Below are 23175 nucleotides of genomic sequence, written 5' to 3'. Positions count from 1 at the left end.
GTTATCCCTCCCGACGGATGCGCTTCGCTTATCCGCCCTACAAGTTTCTGCGTAAATTTAACGACCTAAATAAACCTCAATCACCCGCTCGTCCGCCTGCACCTCGCGCAGCGACCCTTCCGCCAGCACCTGCCCCTGATGCAGTACCGTCACGCGGTCGGCGATGGTTTCCACAAAGCCCATATCGTGCTCCACCACCATCAGCGAATGCCTGCCCGCAAGCTCGCGGAACAGCTCGGCGGTGTATTCGGTTTCCGCGTCGGTCATGCCTGCCGCCGGTTCATCGAGCAGCAGCAGGTGCGGCTCCTGCACCAGCAGCATGCCGATTTCCAGAAACTGCTTCTGCCCGTGGGACAGCAGCCCCGCCTGCCGGTGGCGTTCCGCGCCCAGGCGCAGCGTGGTCAGCATCTCGTCGATGCGGTCGCGCCGTTCGCCGTCAAGCTTCGCCCGCAGGCTCGCCCACACGGTTTTCTCCGCCTTCTGGGCGATTTCCAGGTTTTCGAACACCGTCAGCGCCTCAAACACCGTCGGCTTCTGGAACTTGCGCCCGATGCCTTTCCTGGCAATGTCGGCGGGCTCCAGGCTCAGCAGGTCCGTGGTCTGGTCGTAAAAAGCCCTGCCGGACTGCGGGCGGGTTTTGCCGGTAATCACGTCCATCAGCGTGGTTTTCCCCGCGCCGTTTGGGCCTATCACGCAGCGCAGCTCGCCCACGCCAATATTGAGCGAAAGGTTAGTCAGCGCCTGAAAGCCGTCAAAGCTGACGTTGATATTGTCCAGCATCAGCACCGGATCGGTCCGGTCGCGATACCTGTCCGTCATATGCTGACGGGTAAACAGCGGCTCGCCGGGTTGCATCATTTTTCTCCTTTGCGCAGCAGGCCAATCACGCCGCGCGGCAGAAACAGCGTCACGAGGATGAAGATAAGCCCGAGGAACAGCTGCCAGTATTCCGGCACCGCCATGGTGAAGTAGCTTTTCGCGCCGTTAACCAGCCCTGCGCCGAGGATCGGCCCGATCAGCGTGCCGCGCCCGCCGAGCGCCACCCAGATAGCCGCTTCGATGGAATTGGTCGGCGACATTTCGCCGGGGTTGATGATCCCCACCTGCGGCACGTAAAGCGCCCCCGCCAGCCCGCAAAGCACGGCGGAAAGCGTCCATACCAGCAGCTTGAAGCCACGCGGGTCGTAGCCGCAGAACACCAGGCGGTTTTCCGCATCGCGCACGGCGGTCAGCACCCGGCCAAACTTGCTGCGCGCAAGTGCAAAACCCAGCGCCAGGCTTGCCAGCAGCAGCAAAACCGTGGCGATAAACAGCCCGATGCGCGTGCCCGTCGCGGTAATCGACAGGCCCAGCAACGTCGTAAACCCGGTGAAGCCGTTGTTGCCGCCGAAGCCGGTTTCGTTGCGGAAGAACAGCAGCATCCCGGCGTAGGTCAGCGCCTGGGTCATAATCGAAAAGTACACGCCCCTGATCTTCGAGCGGAAGGCAAAGTAGCCGAACGCCAGCGCAAGCCCTCCCGGCGCCAGCACGACCAGCGCCATCGCCCAGGCAAAGTGTTCCGTGCCCCACCAGTACCACGGCAGCTCGCTCCACGACAGGAAGGACATAAACGCGGGTAGCCCGTCGCCCGCGGCCTGGCGCATCAGGTACATACCCATCGCGTAGCCGCCCAGCGCAAAGAAAAGGCCGTGCCCGAGCGACAGTAAACCCGCGTAGCCCCACACCAGGTCGAGCGCCACGGCGACGGTCGCATAGCAGAGGATTTTGCCGACCAGCGTCAGCGTGTAGGTGGATAACGCCAAAGGATGCGCGGCGGGCAGCAGCGTTAGAAACGGCAGCGTCAGCAGCAGAACGACAAACAGCGTGCCGAGCGCGAGGCTAAGGCGCGGCGCTTTGCGGCTCAGGGTTAAGGTCAGCGGTTGGCTCATCAGTCAATCACCCTTCCTTTCAGCGCAAACAGGCCCTGCGGACGCTTCTGAATAAACAGAACGATCAGCACAAGGATGAGGATTTTCCCCAGCACCGCGCCAATCTGCGGCTCGAGGATTTTGTTGAAGATGCCCAGCCCGAACGCCGCGGCCACGCTTCCGGCCAGCTGGCCCACGCCGCCCAGCACCACCACCAGGAAGGAATCGATGATATAGCCCTGGCCCAGCTCCGGCCCGACGTTGCCGAGCTGCGACAGCGCCACACCGCCCAGCCCGGCGATGCCGGAGCCGAGGCCAAAGGCAAGCATGTCCACGCGTCCGGTCGGCACGCCGCAGCAGGCGGCCATCGCGCGGTTTTGCGTGACGGCCCGCACGTTCATGCCCAGGCGTGTTTTACTGAGCAGCAGCCAGGTAAACAGCAGCACCAGCATCACAAAGCCGATAACCACCAGGCGGTTCCACGGCAGGATAAGGTTCGGCAGCACCTGCACGCCGCCGGACAGCCACGCCGGGTTCGCCACCTCCATGTTCTGCGCGCCGAACGCCATGCGCACGGTCTGGATTAGCATCAGGCTGATGCCCCATGTCGCCAGCAGGGTTTCCAGCGGGCGGCCGTAGAGGTGGCGGATAACCGTGCGCTCCAGCGCCATGCCGATGCCGCCGGTAATCGCGAACGCCACGGGCAGCGCGACGACCGGGTAAAACGTTAGCCAGGCCGGGGCATACTGCTGGAAGGCGGTCTGCACCAGCCACGCGGAATACGCGCCCAGCATCAGCATTTCGCCGTGCGCCATGTTGATCACCCCCAGCAGGCCGTAGGTGATGGCGAGGCCAAGGGCGGCCAGCAGCAGAATCGATCCCAGCGAAAGCCCCATAAACGCCTGGCCGAGAATATCGCCGAGCATCAGGCGGTGCTGGATTTTACGCAGCCCTTCCGCCGCGGCTTCACGCACCCGTTGGTTGGTTTCGGTCTGCGCGTCGGCGAGCGGCTTGAGCAGCGCCTGGGTATCGGGATCGGCAGAATGGCCAAGCAGCTCGACGGCGTGTAAACGCACGCTGGCGTCAGGGCTTGCCAGCCGTAGACGGGCAAGCGCGCCTTCAAGCGCGGTGCGCACGTCTTCGCTCCGTTCGGCCTTAAGCCGCTGTTGCAGCAAAGGAAGCAGATCGGGTTCGGCGTCCCGCTGGAGGTCTTTGGCCGCCTGCAGGCGAACAGTGACGTTGTCACTTACCAACCGATGGCTGGCTAAGGCGCTGCCCGCGAGAACCCGCAGGCGGTTGGTGAGGCGCACTTTTTTCACCTCGCCGACCGGAGTCTGTGCCGCATCCAGGGGCGTCAGCACGCCGTCGGTTTGCGCAAAGGCGTGATGCCGTTCGTCGATGACGAGGTTTTCCCGCGCCAGCGCCTCCAGCAGCGGCAGCCTTAGCGCGTCGGGGGAAGCCGCCCAATGCTGCAACAGCTTCGCCTGCTGCGTGCGGTTTGCCGCCGCAAAGTCGTCGGCGTCCCCGGCGCGGGCGAGCAGCGGCAGCAGCAAGGCGACGATCGGCAGCCATTTGGTGAGATTCATGGGCGTCTCCTGCGGTTAAAATGGTGGATGGCGCTGTCGCTTATCCACCCTACGTATCTGGATGGTGACTGCTGTCGCTTATCCACCTTACGTGCTCGAATGTAGGGCGGGTAAGCGTAGCGCCACCCGCCGCTTAGTTAATTACTCGCCGTTTTCACCGGCGCGTCCGGCTTCTTGTCGTTTCCGGCAATAAACGGGCTCCACGGCTGGGCGCGAACCGGGCCGTCGGTCTGCCACACCACGTTAAACTGGCCGTTGCCTTCGATTTCACCGATCATCACCGGCTTGTGCAGGTGGTGGTTGGTGGCGTCCATGGTCAGCGTGAAGCCTGACGGGGCCTTAAAGGTCTGCCCGGCCATCGCCGCGCGCACTTTGTCCACGTCCGTCGTGCCCGCTTTTTCCACCGCCTGCGCCCACATATGAATGCCCACGTAGGTGGCCTCCATCGGGTCGTTAGTCACCACCGTGTCGGCGTTCGGCAGCTTGTGCGCTTTGGCATAGGCTTTCCATTCGGCGACAAACTGCTTATTGGTTGGGTTATCCACGGATTCGAAGTAGTTCCACGCCGCAAGGTTGCCGACCAGCGGCCTGGTGTCGATGCCGCGCAGCTCCTCTTCGCCCACCGAGAAGGCGACCACCGGCACGTCCGTCGCCTTCAGCCCCTGGTTCGCCAGCTCCTTGTAAAACGGCACGTTAGAGTCGCCGTTAATGGTTGAAATCACCGCCGTTTTGCCGCCCGCCGAGAACTTCTTGATGTTGGCGACGATGGTCTGGTAGTCGCTGTAGCCGAACGGGGTGTAAACCTCTTCGATGTCTTTATCCTGCACCCCTTTGGAATGCAGGAACGCGCGGAGGATTTTGTTGGTGGTGCGCGGATAGACGTAATCCGTGCCCAGCAGGAAGAAGCGTTTGGCCGCCCCGCCGTCCTCGCTCATCAGGTATTCCACCGCCGGAATGGCCTGCTGGTTGGGCGCAGCACCCGTATAGAACACGTTCGGCGACATCTCTTCGCCCTCGTACTGCACCGGGTAGAACAGCAGCCCGTTTAGCTCCTCAAACACCGGCAGCACGGACTTGCGCGATACCGACGTCCAGCAGCCGAACACCACGGCGGCTTTGTCCTGGCTCAACAGCTGGCGGGCCTTTTCCGCGAACAGCGGCCAGTTGGAGGCCGGGTCGACCACCACCGGCTCAAGCTGCTTGCCCAGCACGCCGCCCTTCGCGTTGATGTCAGCGATGGTCATCAGCGCCACGTCTTTAAGCGGCGTTTCTGATATCGCCATGGTGCCGGACAGCGAGTGCATGATGCCCACTTTGATGGTGTCGGCGGCGTGTGCGCCAAACGCCAGCCCCATGCTGACAACGGATGCCGAGAGCGCAAAAGCTTTGATAAAAGTACGACGTTGCATAAGTCTCACTCCAAAAATTAGCTGTGTGTACTAGCGAATAACCCCATGCCTCGCCTGATGAAGCATGTGGAGGGTAATCTGACGAACCTCTTTCTGACTTGCGGCTATGTGGTCGTGTAAACGGCTCTGCGCCTCCTGAAGCTGTCGGTTCAAAACGGCGAGCAAAATCAGCCCATGCTCGTGGTAAGTGGCGCTCACGCGCGGCCGCTGGGTGAAGTCCAGCCGCCGCACAATACGAATTTTTTCCGTGATATCCCGATGCACCCGCGCCATTTCCGGGTTGCCCGCCGCGTCGACCAGCGTCATATGAAACGCCTCGTCGTACCCGGCCACGGCCCCGCCGTCCGCAAGCGGCGGCGAGTCAATCCAGAACTGCCGAAGCATTTGCAACGCTCGCGGCTGCAGCTCCTCCGGCCGGGTACAAAGCCGCTTCACCGCCTCCAGCTCGAGCACGATGCGCAGGTCGTAAAGCGATTCGAGATAGTCAAAATCCACCGCTTTGATCTGCCAGCCGCTGCGGGGCTGCACCTCGACGTACCCCTCCTGCTCCAGCGCGTACAGCGCCTGACGCACCGGCGTGCGGCTGGCGTCCATGCGCACCGCCACGTCGTTTTCGCTAAAGCGGTCGCCGGGGAGCAGCTGAAAGTCGAAGATCTCCTGTTTCAGCCGCCGGTAGATGCGTTCGGCGATGCCGGCTGGTTTTTTCGTGTTCAGCATGTTTACCTCACGGCGGATGGCGCTTCGCTTATCCGCCCTACGTGGCTCGGTTCGTAGGGTGGATAAGCAGCGCGCCATCCACCATCAAATCACACCGCATCCAGCCAAAGCAGCGCGTCACCCGGCCCCACCGGGCGGCCCTGTTGGCAGCTGATGCGCAATACGGTGCCGTCGCACGGGGCGGCGACCAGCAGCTCCATCTTCATGGCTTCGACGACGACGAGCGGCTCGCCCTGCTTCACCGCCTGGCCCGGCTCGACGAGAATTTTCCAGACGTTGCCGTTCAGATCCGCGCTCACCAGGCGCCCCGCGTCGTTTTCACCGCTCGTCTGCTCAACCGGCATGGCGCTTTCCACCGCCGCGCCCTCCTGCTCTTTCCAGTGCGCGACCTCGCCGTTGAACGCCGCATGCTGGCGCTTTCGGAAATCGGCGATATCGTCGGCGTTGTCGGCGAGGAATTGCGTGTAGGCGGCGAAGTCAAACTCCACCTCTTCGATTCGCACCTCGGCGCGCCCTTCCCGGAATGCGGTGCGGAACGCGGTAAGCTCCTCTTCGCTTACGGGGTAGAAACGCACCTGGTCGAAGAACTTCAGCAGCCACGGCTCGTCGCCAAACTGTGCGTTCTTGAGGAATTTGTTCCAGATAGGCACCGTGCGCCCGACCAGCTGATAGCCGCCCGGCGAATCCATGCCGTAGATACACATATACATGCCGCCAATACCCACGGTGCCTTCGGCGGTCCAGGTTCGCGCCGGGTTGTACTTCGAGCTGAGCAGACGATGGCGTGGGTCGAGCGGCACGGCGCAGGGCGCGCCGAGATACACGTCACCCAACCCGAGCACCAGATAGCTGGCGTCAAAAATCACCTGCTTTACCTCGTCACGATGCGCCAGGCCATTGGTGCGCTGAATGAAATCGACGTTGTTGGGCAGCCACGGCGCGTCGGCGCGCACCGTTTCCCTGTAGCGCTCCACCGCCGCGAGCGTCGCGCTGTCCTCGAAGGCCATCGGCAGATGCACGATGCGTGACGGGATTTTCAGCTTCGTCACGTCGCCGAGCTGTTTTTCGAGGCCCAGCAGCAGGGTTAAAAGCTGCGTCTGGGAAATATGCTGGCTGTCGTAGCGCACCTGGAGCGAACGCACGCCGGGCGATAGCTCCTCGACGCCGGAAATTCCGGACTGTTTAATCGCCTTCATCAGCAGGTAGATGCGCAGGCGCAGCGCCAGGTCCAGCACGTTGTCGCCGTATTCGATCAGCACGTAGTTGTCCCCCGCCTGGCGATAAACCACCGCCGGTAGCCCGGCCTGCGGGGCAAGTTCCGCAAGAATCGCCGCGCTTGAGGTCGTGCTGGGGGCAATCCCCGGATGGAGATCCGGCAGCGTGGCGACGTGCAGCAGATTGGTGACCGCCACTTCCTGGGCAATTTCCAGCGACTGCGCGTGCTCAAAGGTGATGGCGTGGAAGCGAATGCGGTCGCCGGGCTTCACCTGCCCGACCTTCCACAGCTCCGCTTTGGCGATGGTCACCGGGCAGACGAAGCCGCCGAGGCTCGGGCCGTCACGGGTCAGGATCACCGGGAAGTCGCCGGTAAAGTTCACAGCGCCGATGGCGTATTCGCAGTCGTGAACGTTGGACGGGTGCAGCCCCGCCTCGCCGCCGTCGGCGCGGGTCCACTCGGGTTTTGGCCCGACCAGGCGCACGCCGAGGCGGTTCGAGTTGTAGTGAACCTGCCATTCGGCGTCAAAAAACGTCTGCATGGCGTCCGGGGTGAAGAAGTCCGGCGCGCCGTGCGGCCCGTACAGTACGCCGATTTCCCACAGGTCGCCGTACTGCGGGATGAGCGCAGGCTCTGGGGTTTGCGGCAGCGAGATCGGCGCGGGCGTGGTGCAGGCCGCCAGATTCGGCTGGGAAATCGCCAGCACGTCAGCGACGCGCAGCGTGCGCCCGGCGTGGCCGCCAAACTGCCCCAGCGCGAAGGTCGAGCGGCTGCCGAGATAAACCGGCACGTCGAAACCGTTGCGCACCGCAAGATAGGTGCGGCAGCCTGACGCAGCGCGGCCCAGCTTCAGCGTTTGCCCCGCTTTGACAATCACCGGCTGCCAGTACGCCACCGGCTGTCCGTCGAGCGTCGCCGGGCAGTCTGCACCGGTCAGGGCGATCGTCGCCGCGCAGTGGAAGCGCAGGGTCGGCCCCTGCAGCGTAAACTCGAGGCCCGCCGCCGACGGATGGTTGCCGACGATGCGGTTGGCGAGGCGAAACGCGAAATCGTCCATCGGCCCGGACGGCGGCACGCCGATGTCCCAATAGCCGAGGCGGCCTGGGCTGTCCTGCACGCTGCTCCAGGTGCCCGGCTCCAGCACCTCAACGGCGTGGGCCTGGTAGACCACGCTATCAAGCAGCCGCGTCCACATCACGCCCGCTTTAAACTCGGCGAGCTGCACGATCTGGCGCAGATAGTCGAGGTTGGTGGCGATGCCGTGCAGACGGATGGCCGCCAGCGCCGAGTTCAGTTTACTTAACGCCTGCTGGCGATCGTCGCCGTGGACGATCACCTTGGCGATCGTCGGGTCGTAGAACGCGCTCACCTCGCTACCGGCGCTGACCCAGCCGTCAACGCGCACGTCCTCCGGGAAGGCAACGTCGGTCAGCACGCCGGGTGACGGCTGGAAGTTCTTCAGCGGATCTTCCGCATAGATCCGCACTTCGATGGACGCGCCCTGCGGCGGTCGAGCCATGCGCTGCCAGTCCGGCGTTAGGCCTGCGGCGACGTTTATCATGCACTCGATCAGATCGAGCCCGGTGACCATTTCCGTTACCGGGTGCTCAACCTGCAGCCGCGTGTTCACCTCGAGGAAGTAGAACGCGTCGCGGGCGGCGTCGTAGATGAACTCCACGGTGCCCGCGCTGCGGTACTTCACGGATTCGCCCAGCGCCACGGCGGCAGCATGAATCGCCTCCCGCGTGGCCTGCGGCAGGTTAGGTGCCGGGGTTTCTTCGACAACCTTCTGATTGCGCCGCTGGAGCGAACAGTCGCGCTCGCCGAGCGCCACGACCCTGCCCGTGCCGTCGCCGAAAATCTGCACTTCGAGATGGCGTGCGCGGTCAACAAAACGTTCGATAAACACGGCGTCGTCGCTGAAAAACTGCTGGCCCATGCGCTTCACGCTTGACCAGGCGTCCAGCAGCGCGGCTTCGTCTTCACAGCGCGTAAGCCCTATTCCGCCGCCGCCCGCCGTGGTTTTCAACATGACCGGATAGCCGATTTCAGCCGCCGCGAGCTGGGCTTCCTGAAGGGTGAGCAGCAGGCCGGTGCCGGGCGTCATCGGCACGTCGGCCTTAAACGCCAGCTCGCGGGCGCGGTGCTTGAGGCCGAAGTCGCGGATCTGCCCCGCCGTCGGGCCGATAAACACGATCCCCGCGTCCTCGCAGGCCTGGGCAAACTCGGCGCGTTCGGAAAGAAAACCGTAGCCGGGGAAAATCGCCTGCGCGCCGCTTTCTTTGGCGGCGGCGAGGATTTTGTCGATGTCTAAATAGCTTTCCGCCGCCGTTTCGCCGCCGAGCGCGATGGCGATATCCGCGTCCTTCACGTGCCGGGCGTTCGCATCCGGGTCGGAATAGACCGCCACGCTGGTAATGCCCATTTTGTCGAGCGTTTTGATGGCGCGGACGGCGATTTCACCGCGGTTAGCAATCAATACTGTGCTGAACATGCTCCCTCCTCAGGCGCTGTGGTGACGGGCGAGCCAGGCCTTCCAGCCGCCCCACGCGGTGATGTCCGTGGCGTCCGCCAGGGCAGACGATTCGCAGATAAAGCCCTTCACGCTGCGCCCGTCTTCGAGCGTTAACGTCCCGATGCCGAGCGGCGCGGGGATTTCCGCCACGAACTCGCCAAAGCGCGCCAGCGGTATATCCCACAGCTCGACCGCAATCGGCCGGCCGTCGCACGCGCGGGCAAGGCCCGGTTTGGCCGGCTGGGTGTTGGCTAAGGCATAAAGTCGGTAGTTATTAGCGGTGTGCGATTCTTCGATAAATACCGCATTTCGCGCGGTGAGCTGGTGGTTGAGCGGCATGCCGCGCAGGTGTGCGCCTACAACGGCAACGCGCACGTGATCCGCAGAGGGTTTTGGCGGCGAGCTTTCCGGCGGCAGCCCGTCGGTTGCGCCCAGCGGCAGGTTTAGCGCGGCCTGCCATGCGCTGCCGAAGTGGCTCAGCGCGCGGTCGTGCCAGGCCGGGGCAATCAGCGTAATGCCTGCGGGCAGGCCGTCGGCGCGAAAATCCCCCGGCAGCGCCAGCGCGCAGAGATCGGCGAGGTTGGTAAAGTTGGTGTAGGTGCCGAACTGCGAGTTAAGCCGCACCGGCTCCAGCGCCATGTCGGCGATGGTGTGAATGGTGGGCGACGTGGGCACCACCAGCGCATCAAACCCGGTAAGCTGCTCGTTGATTTTGCGGGCCAGTTCGGCACGGGTGTATTCCGCCCGCCACGCGTCGCAGGCCGTGAAGTTAAGGCCGTTTGCCACGATGCCGCGCACCGTCGGGTCCATCGCTTCCGGCCGGGCGTGGAAGATATCGCCCACCGCAACGGTGCGTTCCGCCACCCACGCGCCCTGGTAAAGCTGCCCGGCAAGCTCGCTGAAGGCGGTGAAATCAACGGGCACCAGCTCCGCGCCCTGCTCGCTCAGGCGTGCGAGCGTGTTGGCAAAGGTGGCTTCGCTTTGCGCATCGCCGAAAAACTCAAGCCTGTCGGGAATGGCGAAGCGCGGTGCCTGGCTAAACCTTGCCGGAGCCGTTTGCGGGTTCGCTCGGGAATAGGGATCCTGCGGATCGTAACCGCCCGCCGCCTTGGCCACCGCTTGCGCGTCTTCAACCGTTAGGGCAAAGACGGAAACGCAGTCCTGCAGGCGGCATGCGGGCACCACGCCACGGGTGGAGAGCCAGCCCTTGGTCGGCTTCAGGCCGACGATATTGTTGAAGCCTGCGGGCACGCGCCCCGATCCTGCGGTATCGGTTCCCAGCGCGAAGCACACCAGCCCGCGCGCGACAACCGACGCCGAACCGGAGCTTGAGCCGCCGCTGACGTAAAGTGGATTAAAGGTGTTTTTTACCGCGCCAAACGGCGAACGCGTGCCCACAAGGCCCGTTGCGAACTGGTCGAGATTGGTTTTGCCCACCACCACCGCGCCCGCGGCTTTAAGACGGGCGACCACCGTCGCGTCCCGTTGTGCCACGTAGGTGAACGCCGGGCAGCCCGCGCTGGTCGGCATGCCGCCCACGTCGATATTATCTTTTACGGCGAAGGGTACGCCTAATAACGGAAAATCTGCGGCCTGTTTCTCGCCAGAATTGATCGGCTGAAAGATCTGAGTGAGCTGCGCGTAAATTTCGTCGGCGCTGGCGATATATATCCACGCATTATCGTCAGGCGATAAACGTCTATTTAGCTGCTGAAATGCGCCTACCAGCTCCTGCGGCTGCTGGCGATACTGCGCGACCCACTCCGACAAGGTTAATACGGACATAGACTGGCATCCCATCTGGTATACAAGATGAGAGTGACAAAGCAGTTATTGTGCCAGTTTTAAAATGAGCAGGAATTACAGGAGGTTAAAATAAGTATAATTTTTTCTTATTTTATATTTGCACTCTATTAGCGCCGATGTTCAATGATATTTTCTTTAATGGTGCAAACTGGCGGATGGCGCTAACGCTTATCCGCCGAGTCAATGCGAAAATAAAAAATCGCAGATTTAAATAATACTGCCGCCTTTGGTTAACGCGTCCCGGCGCTCTTCCGCCTCTTCTCGTTGATGATGGCCCTTGTGGGCGATGGCGTTGCGCAGGCGCTGCTGCTGGGCATAGCGGTCTTCGCGGCTTAATTCAGCGTCTTCGCTCAGTTCAATCAGCAGTTCGTTCATATGTTCGATGCTGTTTTCGGTGATTTTTGCGTCTACGCGGGCGATAACGTCGTCCAGATGTGCCATGAGTGCTCCTTTTGTTTGACCTGTTGCCCCTCCGTTCAGGGAGGGGCCAGAAGTTCGGATATTAATTCAGCCTGGCCTTCGAGAAATCGCTGCCGCTGAGGCTGACATTATACCCGGTCACGTTGCTGCGCGTGGCATAGAAGGTTTTGCCGTTGGCAAGCGGGATCCACGGCGCCTGCTGGTAGAAAATCTCCTGCGCCTGCTCGTAGAGTTTGGCGCGGGCCGCCGGGTCGCTGGTGAGCTTCGCCTTCTGGGTCAGCGCGTCATACTGCTTGTCGCACCAGCGCGCGGCGTTGGAGCCGCTTTCGATGCTGCCGCAGCCTAGCAGGGTATCCGCGAAGTTATCCGGGTCGCCGTTGTCGGACATCCAGCCGAACAGCGCCGACGAGTGCTCGCCTTTGCGCATGCCGGACAGGTATTCGCCCCACTCGAAGGTGACGATTTTGGCGTTAACGCCCACTTTCGCCCAGTCGGCCTGAATCATCTCCGCGATGCGGCGCGAGTTCGGGTTGTACGGGCGCTGCACCGGCATCGACCACAGGTCGGTATCAAAGCCTTTCTCAAACCCGGCCTGCTTCAGCAGCGCCCTGGCCTTTTCCGGATCGTAGCCGTAATCCTTCAGATCTTTGTTGTAGCCCAGCATGGCCGGTGGAATCGGTGATTTTGCCACCGTGCCGGAGCCCATAAATACCGCGTTGATAATGGCCTTTTTGTCCACCGCGTAGTTCAGCGCCTGGCGCACCAGCACGTTATCAAACGGCTTTTTGCTGGTGTTAAACGCCAGATAGCCGACGTTCAGGCCGTCGACGGTGTGCAGCGCGAGGTCTTTGTTCGCTTTGATTGCGTCGAACTGCACCGGGCTTGGGGCCGGGATAATCTGGCATTCGTTCTTTTGCAGCTTGGCAAGACGGGTCTGCACGTTCGGCGTGATCGAGAAGATCAGGCGTTTGGTCGGCACCTCGCCGTTCCAGTAGTTCGGGTTCGCCACGTAGCGAATCAGCGAGTCCACCTTGTATTCCTGCAGCGCGTAAGGCCCGGTGCCGATAGGCTGGGTATCAACCAGCTCCGGCGTGCCCTTTTTCAGCATCGCATCGGCGTATTCCGCCGAAAGAATAGAAGCAAAGTCCATCCCCCAGTCGGCGAGGAACGCCGCGTTCGGCTCGCTCAGCGTGAACTGCACGTGGTAGTCATCGATTTTCTTCACGTCGGTGATGAGCTTGTCGAGACCCACGTCGTTGAAGTATTCGTAGTTCGCCTGCGACACCTTGTGGTACGGGTTGTTGGCGTCTTTCTGGCGCATCACCGAGAAGATCACGTCGTCGGCGTTAAAATCGCGCGTTGGCTTGAAGTATTTGTTGCTGTTGAACTTCACGCCCTGGCGCAGGGTGAAGGTATAGGTTTTACCGTCCGGGCTGATTTTCCATTCGGTTGCCAGCGAAGGAATCGGCAGGTTGTCGCTGGCGCGGAAATCCACCAGGCGGTTGTACAGCGTCTGGGAGCTTGCGACAAACGTCGGGCCGGAGCTGGCGATTTGCGGGTTGAAGGATTCCGGCGAGGCCTCGGAGCAGTAGACGATGGTGCTGTTGTTGGACGCCGCGAAAGCCGCACCCGTGGGTAACAGAGCGCTAAGCAGCAGCCCGAGAAGCGTTTTCCCTGTGGACATGTTTTTGCCTTTTGATTTGCTTGCCAAATGATTTGAACATTTATTATTTTGAGCATTAATAACAGCACAGCAGAACGCCATCGGCAAATAACAAACGGCTATCGTCTTATGCTTTTTTGGTGGAATTTGCTCGTTTTTGAATCGGAAGCAGAGGATAAAACTGGCGGACGATTTTCCCCCTCGCCCTCAGGGAAAGGGCCGGGGTGAGGGTTGTTTTCGGCATTGGGTCGCCCAGATGCCAACTTTCTCCCCCAGGCGAACGGGGTAAATGATTAACGCGTCATCGCCTCAAACCGCTGCAAAATAGAACGGGAAACCGGCGTATCGCGCACGTTTGCCAGCAGCGCGTCGCGGTCTTTGCCCTTCATGGCTATTCGCTCGCTGCGGCTGGTGATGATTTTGTTCATCACCGGGGCGGTAAACTCCGGGTGAAACTGCACCGAGAGCGCGGTGGGTGAATAGCGGACGATCTGGTGCGGATCGTGGCTGGATGCCCCTAACGCCACGGCACCCGGCGGCAGCACGATCACGCTTTGCTCGTGGCTTAAGAAGGTGTCGAACGTCGCCGGTAAATCGCGCAGCAGCCGGTCGTGCTGGGCGCTATCGTTTAGCGACACGGCTATCTGCCCCACTTCGCTGCCTTTTGGATGATAGTCCACCACGCCGCCCAGCGCGTGGGCCATCAGCTGGTGCCCATAGCAGACGCCGAGCAGCGGCACGCCCGCCAGAATCATCTCCCGCGCCCAGGCGGCGGTACGCTCGCTCCACTCTTCGCGGTCGGTGACCATCGACCAGGAGCCGGAAATCACCGCCGCGCGGAACGTTCCGGCCACCGGCAGCGGCTCCCCTTCAAACGGACAAACGACGCGCACCGGCCCGACGTCGCCCAGGGCGGCGCGAAACCACTGCGGCTGCTCGCCCACCGCCGCGCGAATATCGGCAGGCGGGTGGCCCATTTGAACCAGCAATAACGGGAGTTGTTCAGGCATAGCTTGTGCGTCCTTAAGCGTCGGTAAGAGATTTATGATTAGCATAGATTTCACGCCTCCCCCAGTGACTTAACCGCAATCCGCCAATAATTGGAAAAAATAGCCGTCTCTTCCGCCGTTTGCTTAAGGCAGGAATCAGTAAAATGTCATGCGTGAAAATGACTCGAAACGAGCCGTTAACGGCAGGATAAAAGACGTGGCAAAAACTTTACTGCGCAGCGGATGCCTGGATGATTTCCTCGCGCTGGGCGAAAACGGACAGGCGGTGTTCGACTCGGCGTTACAGATACGCGAAACCCTACGCTTGCGAAAGCAACACGCGGTGGCGGACAGCCTCGCGATTCCCCAGCCCAACGACGAAGGCGACCGCGTTGACTGGTACGCGCCGTTCGAAGGCAGCGTGCTGAGCTGGGCCGCCGCCAGCGACGAGCAGCGTAAAAAAGCGCTGCGCTATCTCGATAACTGCCAGGCCAACGTCGCCACGCTGATTCAGCGCTGTAAGCAGGCCGATAAAACCGCCATCCAGCTTTTCGGCTCGCTGCTCGCCAACGCCCTGCAGTTTCCCGGCAGCCAGCACGTTTATCTGGTGGATGGTAAACCGGTTATCACCTTCTGGGGCTTTGTAAACCTCAACCAGGGCGCGCGCGAAGACGTGCTCGACTGCCTGCGCGTGGCGGATGTGCCTGAGCCGGTAATCGAATTTATCCCCGAGCCGCAGCCGGAGGCCGAGCCTGCGCCGGTGAGCGAACCGCCTGCCGCCCAGCCCGTCGTCGTAACAGAGGTCGTCTTAAGCGATCCCGACGAGCCGCTGGTGTATACCGCACAGCCCCGCGCCGTGACGCCCAAGCCTGAACCCGTTATCGAAGAAGCCGCGCCCGCGCCGCAGCCGGCTGCCGTTAAGCGAAAATCCCGCCTCTGGCTGCTACCCGTTGCCGCCGCCGCCGTGGCGCTAATCGCCACGCCCGTTGCCTACAAATTCTTATCGGCCCCGGCTCCGCAACCTTTAGCCGTCGCGCAGGCAGAACCCAAGCCGCAGACTATTGCGCCCCCGGCTATTCAACCCGCTGATGCCGCACCGGTGAAATCGACCCTGCCGCTGGTCGAGGCCGCCGTGGTCGCGCCGCCTGCCCCAGAGCCCGCCGTTGAAGAAGCGCCAGCCGCCCCGGTCATCGTGCCGAAAAACGCGCTGGTGATGGCCGCCGACGCGCTGAAAGCTGGCTCCACTAAATTCCTCAACGGCACCTGGCGAGTCACTCTCGACGTGAAAGATCCGATTACCGGCAAGCCGCCAAGCCTGCGCTACCAGATTGCCAATAACAAAGGCACCGCTCGCCTCGTGCACGGCGACAACATCGTGTGCAAAGTGGAGGTGTTCTCTGGCCTGCAGCAGTCCGGCACGCTGATGATCAAAACCCGCGGCAGCGCGCGCTGTAGCGACGGGGCGCGCTACCCGATGCCGGAAATCTCCTGCAAGCCGGGCGACGGCGGCGTGGCCGAGTGCAGCGGGCGCTACGAAAGCGATACCGTGGTGCCGATGACGTTTAAAAAAGTGAGTGATTAACCCTATGCTTGCCAACCTGTTCCCGTACAAGCCGAGCGTGACGCTCATTAAAGACAGCGGCATCCAGTTCCTGGATTTTGGCCTTGCCCCGCAGCCGAACGCCCCGCACACCGGGCGTTTTGTGCGTAAAACCGCCAACGGCCCGCTGCTGCGCCTCGATTACGACGTGGTGCCCGGCAAGTTCACGCTGCCCGACAGCGAAGGCGGCGCGCCCGAAGTGGTGAAGCCGGAAACCACCCTCACCCTTGGCCACTCGCTCAAGGTAATGGACAAAATCTGGCTGCCGCTGCCCTTCCACCGTTTTAATCCGCCGCGCACCTTTGTGGGCGGGCCGGACAACTGGGCGCGCGTGCAGATCCGCAGCCTGGAAACGCCGGATTCCGCGGGCAACACGGTGCGCATCAGCATCGCGCTGGACACCAAAATCTACGCCGACGACAGCCCTGCCGCGCATCTTGCCCCGACGCAGAACGACGTGCGCAACGGCGCGCGCTTTGCGCTGGCCTGGCAGAATCAGGAGATCCACGATTTCCTCGACCAGACCTGGGTCGACGGCTGGCTGCGCGAGGTGTTCACCCAGTACGTGACGCGCCACGAATCGCGCACCGAGCGCGAAATCACCGCCGCGATGAAAATGTTCGAGTACCAGGCGCACTACCTGAACATCCTCGAAATGCTCGGCGCGCAGCTTGCGGTGCCGGAGGTGAAAATCGTCACCGCCACGCTTCAGGCGCCGGCCATCCCGGTGGATCTGGTGCTGGACGTGGGCAACACCCACACCTGCGGCGTGCTGATTGAGGATCACGGCGAGGCGAACGACGGCCTGCGCCAGACCGCCGAGCTGCAGATCCGCTCGCTCAGCGAGCCGCAGTTTATCAACGAGGCGATGTTCACCAGCCGCCTGGAGTTTTCGGAAGCGAAGTTCGGCAAGCAGCACTTTTCCGTGGAAAGCGGGCGCGATGACGCCTTCGTCTGGCCGTCCATTGCCCGCGTCGGCAGCGAGGCCCGCCGCATGGCGAGCGTGCGCCTCGGTACGGAAGGCGCCAGCGGGATCTCAAGCCCGCGCCGCTATCTGTGGGACGAAACCCCGGCAGCCCAGGACTGGCGCTTTAGCCAGATGGGCGTAAAAACCCAGCGCGAGCCGCTTGCCACCGCCTTCCCGCTGATGAACCTGATGAACGACGACGGCCAGCCGCTCTACGACCTGCCGATGGACGAGCGCCTGCCGGTCTTTTCCCCGCAGTACAGCCGCAGCTCGCTGATGACGCTGATGCTCTGCGAGCTGCTGTCGCAGGCGCTGATGCAGATCAACAGCGTCGGCTCGCGCCAGAGCATGGGCCACCTCAACGCCCCGCGCCAGCTGCGCAACCTGATCCTCACCCTGCCGTCCGCCATGCCGAAGCAGGAGCGCGAGCTGTTCAGCCAGCGGATGCGCGAAGCCGTAGGCCTGGTGTGGAAAGCGATGGAGTGGCACCCGGCGGACGACGGCTTTACCAGCGATCGCGACAAAGAGAAAAGCGTGGTGCCGGTGCCCACCGTACACATGGAATGGGACGAGGCGACCTGCGGGCAGCTCGTCTGGCTGTATAACGAAGCCATCGTGAACTACGCCGGGCAAAGCGGCACCTTTTTCAAAAGCCTGGCGCGCCCCGACCGCCTGCTGAGCGATGACGAACCTCTGGGCAAGACCCTGCGCGTGGCGTCTATCGACATCGGCGGCGGCACCACCGACATGGCAATCACCCAGTACCAGCTTGACGACGGCGTGGGCAGCAACGTGAAAATCGCCCCGCGCCTGCTGTTCCGCGAAGGCTTTAAGGTGGCGGGCGACGATATTCTGCTGGACGTGATCCAGCGCTGCGTGCTTCCGGCGCTGCAGGCGAAGATTCACCAGGCGGGCGTCGCCGACGTGACCGGGCTGATGACCACGCTGTTCGGCGAGTCGGGCCGCATGGACACGCGCGGCACGCTGCGCCAGCAGACCGCACTGCAGCTGTTTATTCCCCTCGGCCACGCGGTGCTGAACTACTGGGAAAACAGCGATCCCGACGATCGCCATGCAACGCTCGAGGCGACCTTTGGCGAACTGCTCGCCCAGCGCCCGACCGACAACGTGATTAACTACGTTCAGCACGCCGTGCAGCACGCGCTGCCTGCGGACGCGCCGCTTTTCGACCTGTTCAGCGTGCCGATTCACGTCGAGCTGGTAGCGCTTCAGGAAGCGCTGATGGCCGGTCAGTTCACCCTGACCGCCCCGCTCCAGGCGCTGTGCGAGGTTATCAGCCACTACTGCTGCGACGTGCTGCTGGTCACCGGCCGCCCGGCCTGCCTGCCCGGCGTGCAGGCCCTGCTGCGCCACCTTCAGCCCGTGCCGGTCAACCGCATCGTCTGGCTCGATAACTACCAGACCCACGAATGGTATCCGTTCAGCCAGCAGGGCCGCATCGGCAACCCGAAATCCACCGCCGCCGTGGGCGCGATGCTGTGCAGCCTGGCGATGGACCTGCGCCTGCCGGGCTTTAACTTTAAGGCGTCGGACATTCAGGCCTATTCCACCGTGCGCTACCTCGGCATGCTCGACGGCAACAACGTGCTGAGCGAGGAAAACGTCTGGTATCGCGATATCGATCTGGACAATCCCAAGGCCACGCTCGACACGCGCCTGCACTTCCCGCTGCGCGGCAACGCCTGCCTTGGCTTCCGCCAGTTGGATAACGCCCGTTGGCCCGCTACGCCGCTTTACACCCTGGCGATTAACTCGGCGTCACTTGCTAAAGCCATTGCCGGTGACGGCGTGCTTAACGTACGCCTCCAGCAAACGCGCGAGGCGGATGCCTTTACGCTCGCCGAAGCCTGGCTGCAGGACGGCAGCAAAGTGCCGCTCAGCCAGCTGAGTTTTAAACTGAATACCCTGGCCGGCAGCTACAGCGGCGCCAGCCACTACTGGATCGACAGCGGGAGCGTCTACCAAAAATGAATCAGCCAACCGTGAGTCATAAAAAGGCGGCGCTGCGCCAGCTGGCAAACTGGGTTCAGGAAACTCGCCCGCACGCCCCGCTGCTGGAAAACGAGGCCGACAGCCTGCTTGCGCGCCTGCTGCCGTTGCAGCGCCGCCAGCACCAGATTGATGCGTTAAGCCGCCAGCCTCTGGCGCTGGGGTTGTACGGTCATTCCGTTGCCGGAAAGCACCATCTGCTGAGCGCGCTGCTGGCGAATCCCGCCGGGCGCATCGAGGTGACGCTGGGTGAAAAAACGCTGGATTACCTCACCCACGTTAACCCCGGCCACGCCGCCGCCCTTGCCGTGCGCTTTACCGCCAGGGCCGCGCCCGCCGTCGATAACTTCCCGCTGCTGCTGACGCTGTTCGGCGAAAGCGATCTGGCGCAGCGCACCATCCGCGATTATCACCGCCAGCCCGAACCGCGCGTGGCGCAGTCGAGCGTGATTGCGGCGCGTATCGCAGAGCTGCAAACCCGCCGCCAGGCGCAAATTGTGCCGGGCATTTCCGCCCAGCAGGTTGCCGATATCGCCCGCTGCTACCACGCCCAGCTGCGCCGCCAGCACCATCTGGACGACGCGCTGTGGCAACAAATGGCCGACCTGCTGCCGTGGCTGACCACCGCGGATCGCGTATCGCTGCTGGCAATGCTGTGGGGCGATGACGCCACGCTGACCGCACGGTGGCACCATCTTAGCGACACGCTGCACCACGTCGGCGACGCCACAAGGTTTATGGCACCCGCCAGCCTGCTCGTCGATACCTTCCTGCTGCCCGCCGAAGGCTTTCTGATCCCGGCTACGCCCGACGAGCCGGAAATTCAGGCCGACGTGATGATTTGCCCGCTCAACGGCGGTGAGGCCGGTTCCCCGGTAAGCCTGGCCCAGCGCGATCTTCTGGCGCTGTGCGCGGAAGTTTGCCTGACGGTAGGCAACGCCCCGGCGCTTGGCGACGTCGATATCATCGATATCCCACTTGAGCAGCTCGATTACTACACCGACCGCCTGCAGCCCGACACGCTGCTGGTCTGCAACGCCGCCGCCGAGCGCGCGCAGGTGAAATCGGCGGGTAAAATCCTTGCCCGCTGGGTGGATAACACCCAGGGAAGCCAGGCCACCCTGCCGGGCCTGATCTGGACGATCACGCCGTTTGACGCACGTTTCACCGGCGGCGCGGGCGTGGACGACGGCGTGCAGCGCCTGATTGGCCAGGCGGGAAAGCGCTGGGGAACGCTGCAGGCGCTGGACGGTCGCAATATGCATCGCCTGCTGGAGTGGCTGACCGATGCCATGAATAGCGACCGTCGCACCCAGCGCGTTGAGGGTCTACAGGCCGCGCTGGACGCGCAGACCGTCGAGCTTTTCCAGCGCCTTACCACGGCGCACAACATCGTCCCGGAAGCGGCCCGTCGCCAGGCGGAAGGCCTGGTTCGCGCGCTGCAGGCCAGCGCCGCCCTGCACGGCGAGCTGCTGGCAGGCCTGGTGCCGGACCGCCACGCGCTACAGCAGTGCTGGCAGCGCCATCACCAACAGCGGCAGAAAAAGCCGGCGGCTTTCCAGCTGGATATCGATCTGTTTGCGGAAGACGACGCCGATGAGCTGCGCGAGGTAAACCCGGTGAGCTACGCGCTGGAGGTGCATCAGCTGTGGGTTGCGCACCTTAGACGCCTTGCGCAGAGGGCTGAGGTCGCCCAGCAGTTTGGGCTGGATAACGCCCAGCTACAGGCGCTGTGCGATCTGCTGATTGTTGCCAGCTACCGCCTGGCGCTGCCGGATCAGCTGGAGGAGATGCTCCAGGCAGGCGACGGCACCATGGCCCAGGAGATCACCTGCGCCAGCAGCGTGCTCGGCGACTTCGTGAACTGGCTGGGGTACGCGCGCGTGCCGCAGGCCAGCCGCCCGGCAAGCCGCGTCAACAAGGGTGCCGCGGTATTTGCCCCTGCGGCCCAGGCGCAGGCATCGAAACGCCTGACCAGGCTTGGCGATACGCCCGCTCGCGGCAACGCCAGCTACGTCTATGACTGGCTGGTTGCGCTGTACGCCCGCGCGGTGGAAAACATCGGCTATCGCCATCCGCACGACGTAGGCTCTGTGCATCGCGAGAAATTACGGGCACTGCTGGAGAGGATTTAACCGGCCCGCGCAGCGCCTCCGACGCATCGTGGTGGACGGCGCTGCACGTATTCGACAGACAAATAGCGCCTTGTATTACTCCCCCCCTAAGCTAAGGTTAATGAGCGAAGTAAATCGACAAGTATTCATTCTGCATTCTTTTTATGAAACGCAATCGGAGTCAATACTATGCATATCTCGACGATCGAAGAGCTGTTTGTTCATTTACTTTCAGATACCTACAGCGCTGAAAAGCAGTTGACCAAAGCGCTGCCGAAGCTTGCCCGAGCGGCGGATAACGCCCAGCTTCGCGAGGCATTCACCAGCCACCTGGAAGAAACCCGTATCCAGATGGAGCGTATCGACGGCGTGGTGGAGAGCATTCCGGATTTAAAATTGAAAAGAATCAAATGCGTGGCGATGGAAGGCCTGATTGAGGAAGGACAGGAAGTAATTGATTCTATTGATAAAGGGCCGGTACGCGACGCGGGCTTAATTGCCGCCGCGCAAAAGGTCGAACACTATGAGATTGCCGCCTATGGGACGCTGTGCACGCTCGCCGCAGCATTAGGCTATAACGACGCCAAGAAACTCTTAGGCGAAACGCTGGTTGAAGAAAAAGCCGCAGACGGTAAGTTAACGACAATTGCTGAATCTTCCGTAAATAACGACGCGAAGAATAAATAGCTTTAACAAAGCAAACCGGGCGAGCAGCCCGTTAAGCTTTTGACCGAGGCCGCAGCGGATAACGTTGCGGCCTCTTTTTTTGCGGGCAGCTATTTACAGGAGGCTTTCCCGGGGATAAAAAAGAACAAATGGACGAGTTAAAATTAGCAAGGAGCGATTATGTACTACAGAAATGAAGTTATTAGCTATTTGCAGGCGAATAAGATTCTTGCACTGAAGTTTGAGCATGCATTAACGGGTGTTAGAAAGGCTGTAACAAATCAAATTGAAACCTTAGGCGCAGGTGCAACGCGTGCGCTGTATTATACCTCCTGCTTTACGGACGACTATCAGGATGTTTGTCAGCGACAAAGGACCGAGGATATCCGATTTTCCAAAGGCATTTACCAAATTCTGAGAGGTAAGGATGTTGTTTATGAAATGCTTAAAATCTACTTTGAAGACATTTTCCGACACAAAACATCCAATCAAATAGATTACATAAAAGAAATGCTAATGGCTGTAAACATCCATATTGCCGCCACGTCACTCACAAACCTAGGATTTACTTTTGCTGCAGCATCATCTGTCGCAACCGGCACAAATTTAAGCTTCGAAATCAGAGGATTAATCAATGGCTGGGCATCGAGGGGCATTGCGACCGTTGGTATATATGGTGTTGTTCATAAAGCGGCAGATAGCGCACATCGTCTTCTCATCACCAGTCCTGCTTACTATACTGCTCTGTATACTCAAAAGTTAGAAATGATGTATTTTCTAATAGAGCCACTGTTTGAGAAAGCGGGCGCGTTCAAACAGATGACATCAGATGAAGGCATTGCTGACATCATCACTAGGATGATCCGATAACCATTATGAATATTATAAAAAGAATTTTCAGGCGGATATTCAGGTCATTATTTTCGATGTATGGCCCTGCCTTGCTAACCATTTTGTTCGCAGTCGTTTTGTTGCAAATTTTCCCTGATGGGCCTTTATGGCCCGTGCCAGTCTTCCTCCTATTCATGCTATATATTTTTGGTCGTTATGTGAAATGGTGAAGCGATAACCTTACTGATATTTAAAACTCACTAATAAGGATATTATATGTCTACTCCCGCACATTTGTGGCTTGATGATGAAAATGGCTCTCCGATTGTTGGAAGTTGTCAAATGCCAATGCGCCAGGGTTCTATCGAGTTAAAGTCATTCTCCCACGGCGTCACTATTCCGGTGGATCCAAACTGGGGAAAACTTACCGGCACGCGCGTTCACCGCCCTATTACGATAGTGAAAGAGTTTGATCGGACAACACCGCTTCTCTACCGCGCCGTTTGCGAGGGCCAAACCATGAAGAAGGCGACGATCAAGATGTACCGTATCCTGGAATCAGGCATCGAGGCCGAATATTTCAATATCATTCTGGAGAACGTCAAGTTCACAACGGTTGCGCCCTACCTGGCGCCTAACGGCCTGAGCAGTACTCACCTTGAAACGCTCGAACTGCGTTATGAGGCGATCGTCTGGAAATATACGGAAGGAAATATTATCTATCGTGATTCGTGGAACGATCGTTGTTATGCCTGATAA

The 23175-nt window shown here is 61.1% G+C and carries 16 protein-coding genes; 6 read left to right on the top strand and 10 right to left on the bottom strand.

Annotation, left to right across the window (positions count from 1 at the left end; all coding sequences use genetic code 11):
* Window positions 1-57: 57 nt before the first annotated feature.
* From urtD to ACSPHG_RS11700, 10 genes are all read right to left on the bottom strand, one after another.
* Window positions 58-855 carry an urea ABC transporter ATP-binding protein UrtD gene (gene urtD / locus ACSPHG_RS11745; protein WP_435956000.1) on the bottom strand — a complete coding sequence of 266 codons (798 nt, stop codon included), beginning with the start codon at window positions 853-855 and terminating at the stop codon, window positions 58-60.
* Entirely contained in the window at window positions 855-1928 is a 1074-nt protein-coding gene (gene urtC / locus ACSPHG_RS11740) for an urea ABC transporter permease subunit UrtC (RefSeq protein WP_435953663.1), read from the bottom strand. Before urtC ends, urtD begins: the two co-directional genes overlap by 1 nt.
* The gene (urtB, locus tag ACSPHG_RS11735) at window positions 1928-3493 is read right to left on the bottom strand and encodes an urea ABC transporter permease subunit UrtB (protein WP_435953662.1); all 1566 of its coding nucleotides are present in this window, start codon (window positions 3491-3493) and stop codon (window positions 1928-1930) included. The genes urtC and urtB overlap by 1 nt, the downstream gene beginning before the upstream one ends.
* A gap of 137 nt (window positions 3494-3630) precedes the next feature.
* Window positions 3631-4902: an urea ABC transporter substrate-binding protein gene (gene urtA, locus ACSPHG_RS11730; protein ID WP_435953661.1), complete on the bottom strand. Its 1272-nt coding sequence runs from the start codon at window positions 4900-4902 to the stop codon at window positions 3631-3633.
* 30 nt (window positions 4903-4932) lie between these two features.
* Window positions 4933-5619, bottom strand: a complete 687-nt coding sequence (locus tag ACSPHG_RS11725; RefSeq protein WP_435953660.1) for a GntR family transcriptional regulator — start codon at window positions 5617-5619, stop codon at window positions 4933-4935.
* A gap of 89 nt (window positions 5620-5708) precedes the next feature.
* Complete coding sequence (gene uca, locus ACSPHG_RS11720) at window positions 5709-9329, bottom strand: urea carboxylase (RefSeq protein WP_435953659.1); 3621 nt, start codon at window positions 9327-9329, stop codon at window positions 5709-5711.
* Window positions 9330-9338: 9 nt separating this feature from the next.
* Complete coding sequence (gene atzF / locus ACSPHG_RS11715) at window positions 9339-11135, bottom strand: allophanate hydrolase (protein ID WP_435953658.1); 1797 nt, start codon at window positions 11133-11135, stop codon at window positions 9339-9341.
* Window positions 11136-11363: 228 nt separating this feature from the next.
* Window positions 11364-11597 carry a DUF2526 family protein gene (locus tag ACSPHG_RS11710; RefSeq protein ID WP_435953657.1) on the bottom strand — a complete coding sequence of 78 codons (234 nt, stop codon included), beginning with the start codon at window positions 11595-11597 and terminating at the stop codon, window positions 11364-11366.
* 61 nt (window positions 11598-11658) lie between these two features.
* On the bottom strand, window positions 11659-13260 hold the full coding sequence (locus ACSPHG_RS11705; RefSeq protein ID WP_435953656.1) for an ABC transporter substrate-binding protein: 1602 nt from the start codon (window positions 13258-13260) through the stop codon (window positions 11659-11661).
* A gap of 272 nt (window positions 13261-13532) precedes the next feature.
* Window positions 13533-14249 carry a glutamine amidotransferase gene (locus tag ACSPHG_RS11700; RefSeq protein ID WP_435953655.1) on the bottom strand — a complete coding sequence of 239 codons (717 nt, stop codon included), beginning with the start codon at window positions 14247-14249 and terminating at the stop codon, window positions 13533-13535.
* Between the two features lie 196 nt (window positions 14250-14445).
* Here ACSPHG_RS11700 and ACSPHG_RS11695 point away from each other — a divergent pair, with 196 nt between their 5' ends.
* From ACSPHG_RS11695 to ACSPHG_RS11670, 6 genes are all read left to right on the top strand, one after another.
* Window positions 14446-15810, top strand: coding sequence for an SrfA family protein (locus tag ACSPHG_RS11695; protein ID WP_435953654.1), 1365 nt, complete (start codon window positions 14446-14448; stop codon window positions 15808-15810).
* A gap of 4 nt (window positions 15811-15814) precedes the next feature.
* On the top strand, window positions 15815-18787 hold the full coding sequence (locus ACSPHG_RS11690; RefSeq protein ID WP_435953653.1) for a virulence factor SrfB: 2973 nt from the start codon (window positions 15815-15817) through the stop codon (window positions 18785-18787).
* A complete protein-coding gene (locus tag ACSPHG_RS11685) occupies window positions 18784-20940 on the top strand; it encodes a virulence factor SrfC family protein (protein WP_435953652.1) in 2157 nt (718 codons plus the stop codon). The genes ACSPHG_RS11690 and ACSPHG_RS11685 overlap by 4 nt, the downstream gene beginning before the upstream one ends.
* A 168-nt stretch (window positions 20941-21108) precedes the next feature.
* Window positions 21109-21606: a YciE/YciF ferroxidase family protein gene (locus ACSPHG_RS11680; RefSeq protein ID WP_435953651.1), complete on the top strand. Its 498-nt coding sequence runs from the start codon at window positions 21109-21111 to the stop codon at window positions 21604-21606.
* Window positions 21607-21765: 159 nt separating this feature from the next.
* The gene (locus ACSPHG_RS11675) at window positions 21766-22455 is read left to right on the top strand and encodes a hypothetical protein (protein ID WP_435953650.1); all 690 of its coding nucleotides are present in this window, start codon (window positions 21766-21768) and stop codon (window positions 22453-22455) included.
* A gap of 237 nt (window positions 22456-22692) precedes the next feature.
* Window positions 22693-23172, top strand: coding sequence for an Hcp family type VI secretion system effector (locus tag ACSPHG_RS11670; protein WP_435953649.1), 480 nt, complete (start codon window positions 22693-22695; stop codon window positions 23170-23172).
* The last annotated feature ends 3 nt before the right edge of the window (window positions 23173-23175 follow it).

The organism is Dryocola baronae (assembly GCF_051297175.1).
Lineage (GTDB): Bacteria > Pseudomonadota > Gammaproteobacteria > Enterobacterales > Enterobacteriaceae > Dryocola.
Note: the sequence above shows the minus strand (reverse complement) of the source record. Positions and strands in the feature narration are given on the sequence as shown.

Excerpts from the sequence above, each read along its gene's own strand:
- urtD (WP_435956000.1), bottom strand. The coding sequence starts at position 855 with ATGCAACCCGGCGAGCCGCTGTTTACCCGTCAGCATATGACGGACAGG.
- urtC (WP_435953663.1), bottom strand. The coding sequence starts at position 1,928 with ATGAGCCAACCGCTGACCTTAACCCTGAGCCGCAAAGCGCCGCGCCTT.
- urtB (WP_435953662.1), bottom strand. The coding sequence starts at position 3,493 with ATGAATCTCACCAAATGGCTGCCGATCGTCGCCTTGCTGCTGCCGCTG.
- urtA (WP_435953661.1), bottom strand. The coding sequence starts at position 4,902 with ATGCAACGTCGTACTTTTATCAAAGCTTTTGCGCTCTCGGCATCCGTT.
- ACSPHG_RS11725 (WP_435953660.1), bottom strand. The coding sequence starts at position 5,619 with ATGCTGAACACGAAAAAACCAGCCGGCATCGCCGAACGCATCTACCGG.
- uca (WP_435953659.1), bottom strand. The coding sequence starts at position 9,329 with ATGTTCAGCACAGTATTGATTGCTAACCGCGGTGAAATCGCCGTCCGC.
- atzF (WP_435953658.1), bottom strand. The coding sequence starts at position 11,135 with ATGTCCGTATTAACCTTGTCGGAGTGGGTCGCGCAGTATCGCCAGCAG.
- ACSPHG_RS11710 (WP_435953657.1), bottom strand. The coding sequence starts at position 11,597 with ATGGCACATCTGGACGACGTTATCGCCCGCGTAGACGCAAAAATCACC.
- ACSPHG_RS11705 (WP_435953656.1), bottom strand. The coding sequence starts at position 13,260 with ATGTCCACAGGGAAAACGCTTCTCGGGCTGCTGCTTAGCGCTCTGTTA.
- ACSPHG_RS11700 (WP_435953655.1), bottom strand. The coding sequence starts at position 14,249 with ATGCCTGAACAACTCCCGTTATTGCTGGTTCAAATGGGCCACCCGCCT.
- ACSPHG_RS11690 (WP_435953653.1), top strand. The coding sequence starts at position 15,815 with ATGCTTGCCAACCTGTTCCCGTACAAGCCGAGCGTGACGCTCATTAAA.
- ACSPHG_RS11685 (WP_435953652.1), top strand. The coding sequence starts at position 18,784 with ATGAATCAGCCAACCGTGAGTCATAAAAAGGCGGCGCTGCGCCAGCTG.
- ACSPHG_RS11680 (WP_435953651.1), top strand. The coding sequence starts at position 21,109 with ATGCATATCTCGACGATCGAAGAGCTGTTTGTTCATTTACTTTCAGAT.
- ACSPHG_RS11675 (WP_435953650.1), top strand. The coding sequence starts at position 21,766 with ATGTACTACAGAAATGAAGTTATTAGCTATTTGCAGGCGAATAAGATT.
- ACSPHG_RS11670 (WP_435953649.1), top strand. The coding sequence starts at position 22,693 with ATGTCTACTCCCGCACATTTGTGGCTTGATGATGAAAATGGCTCTCCG.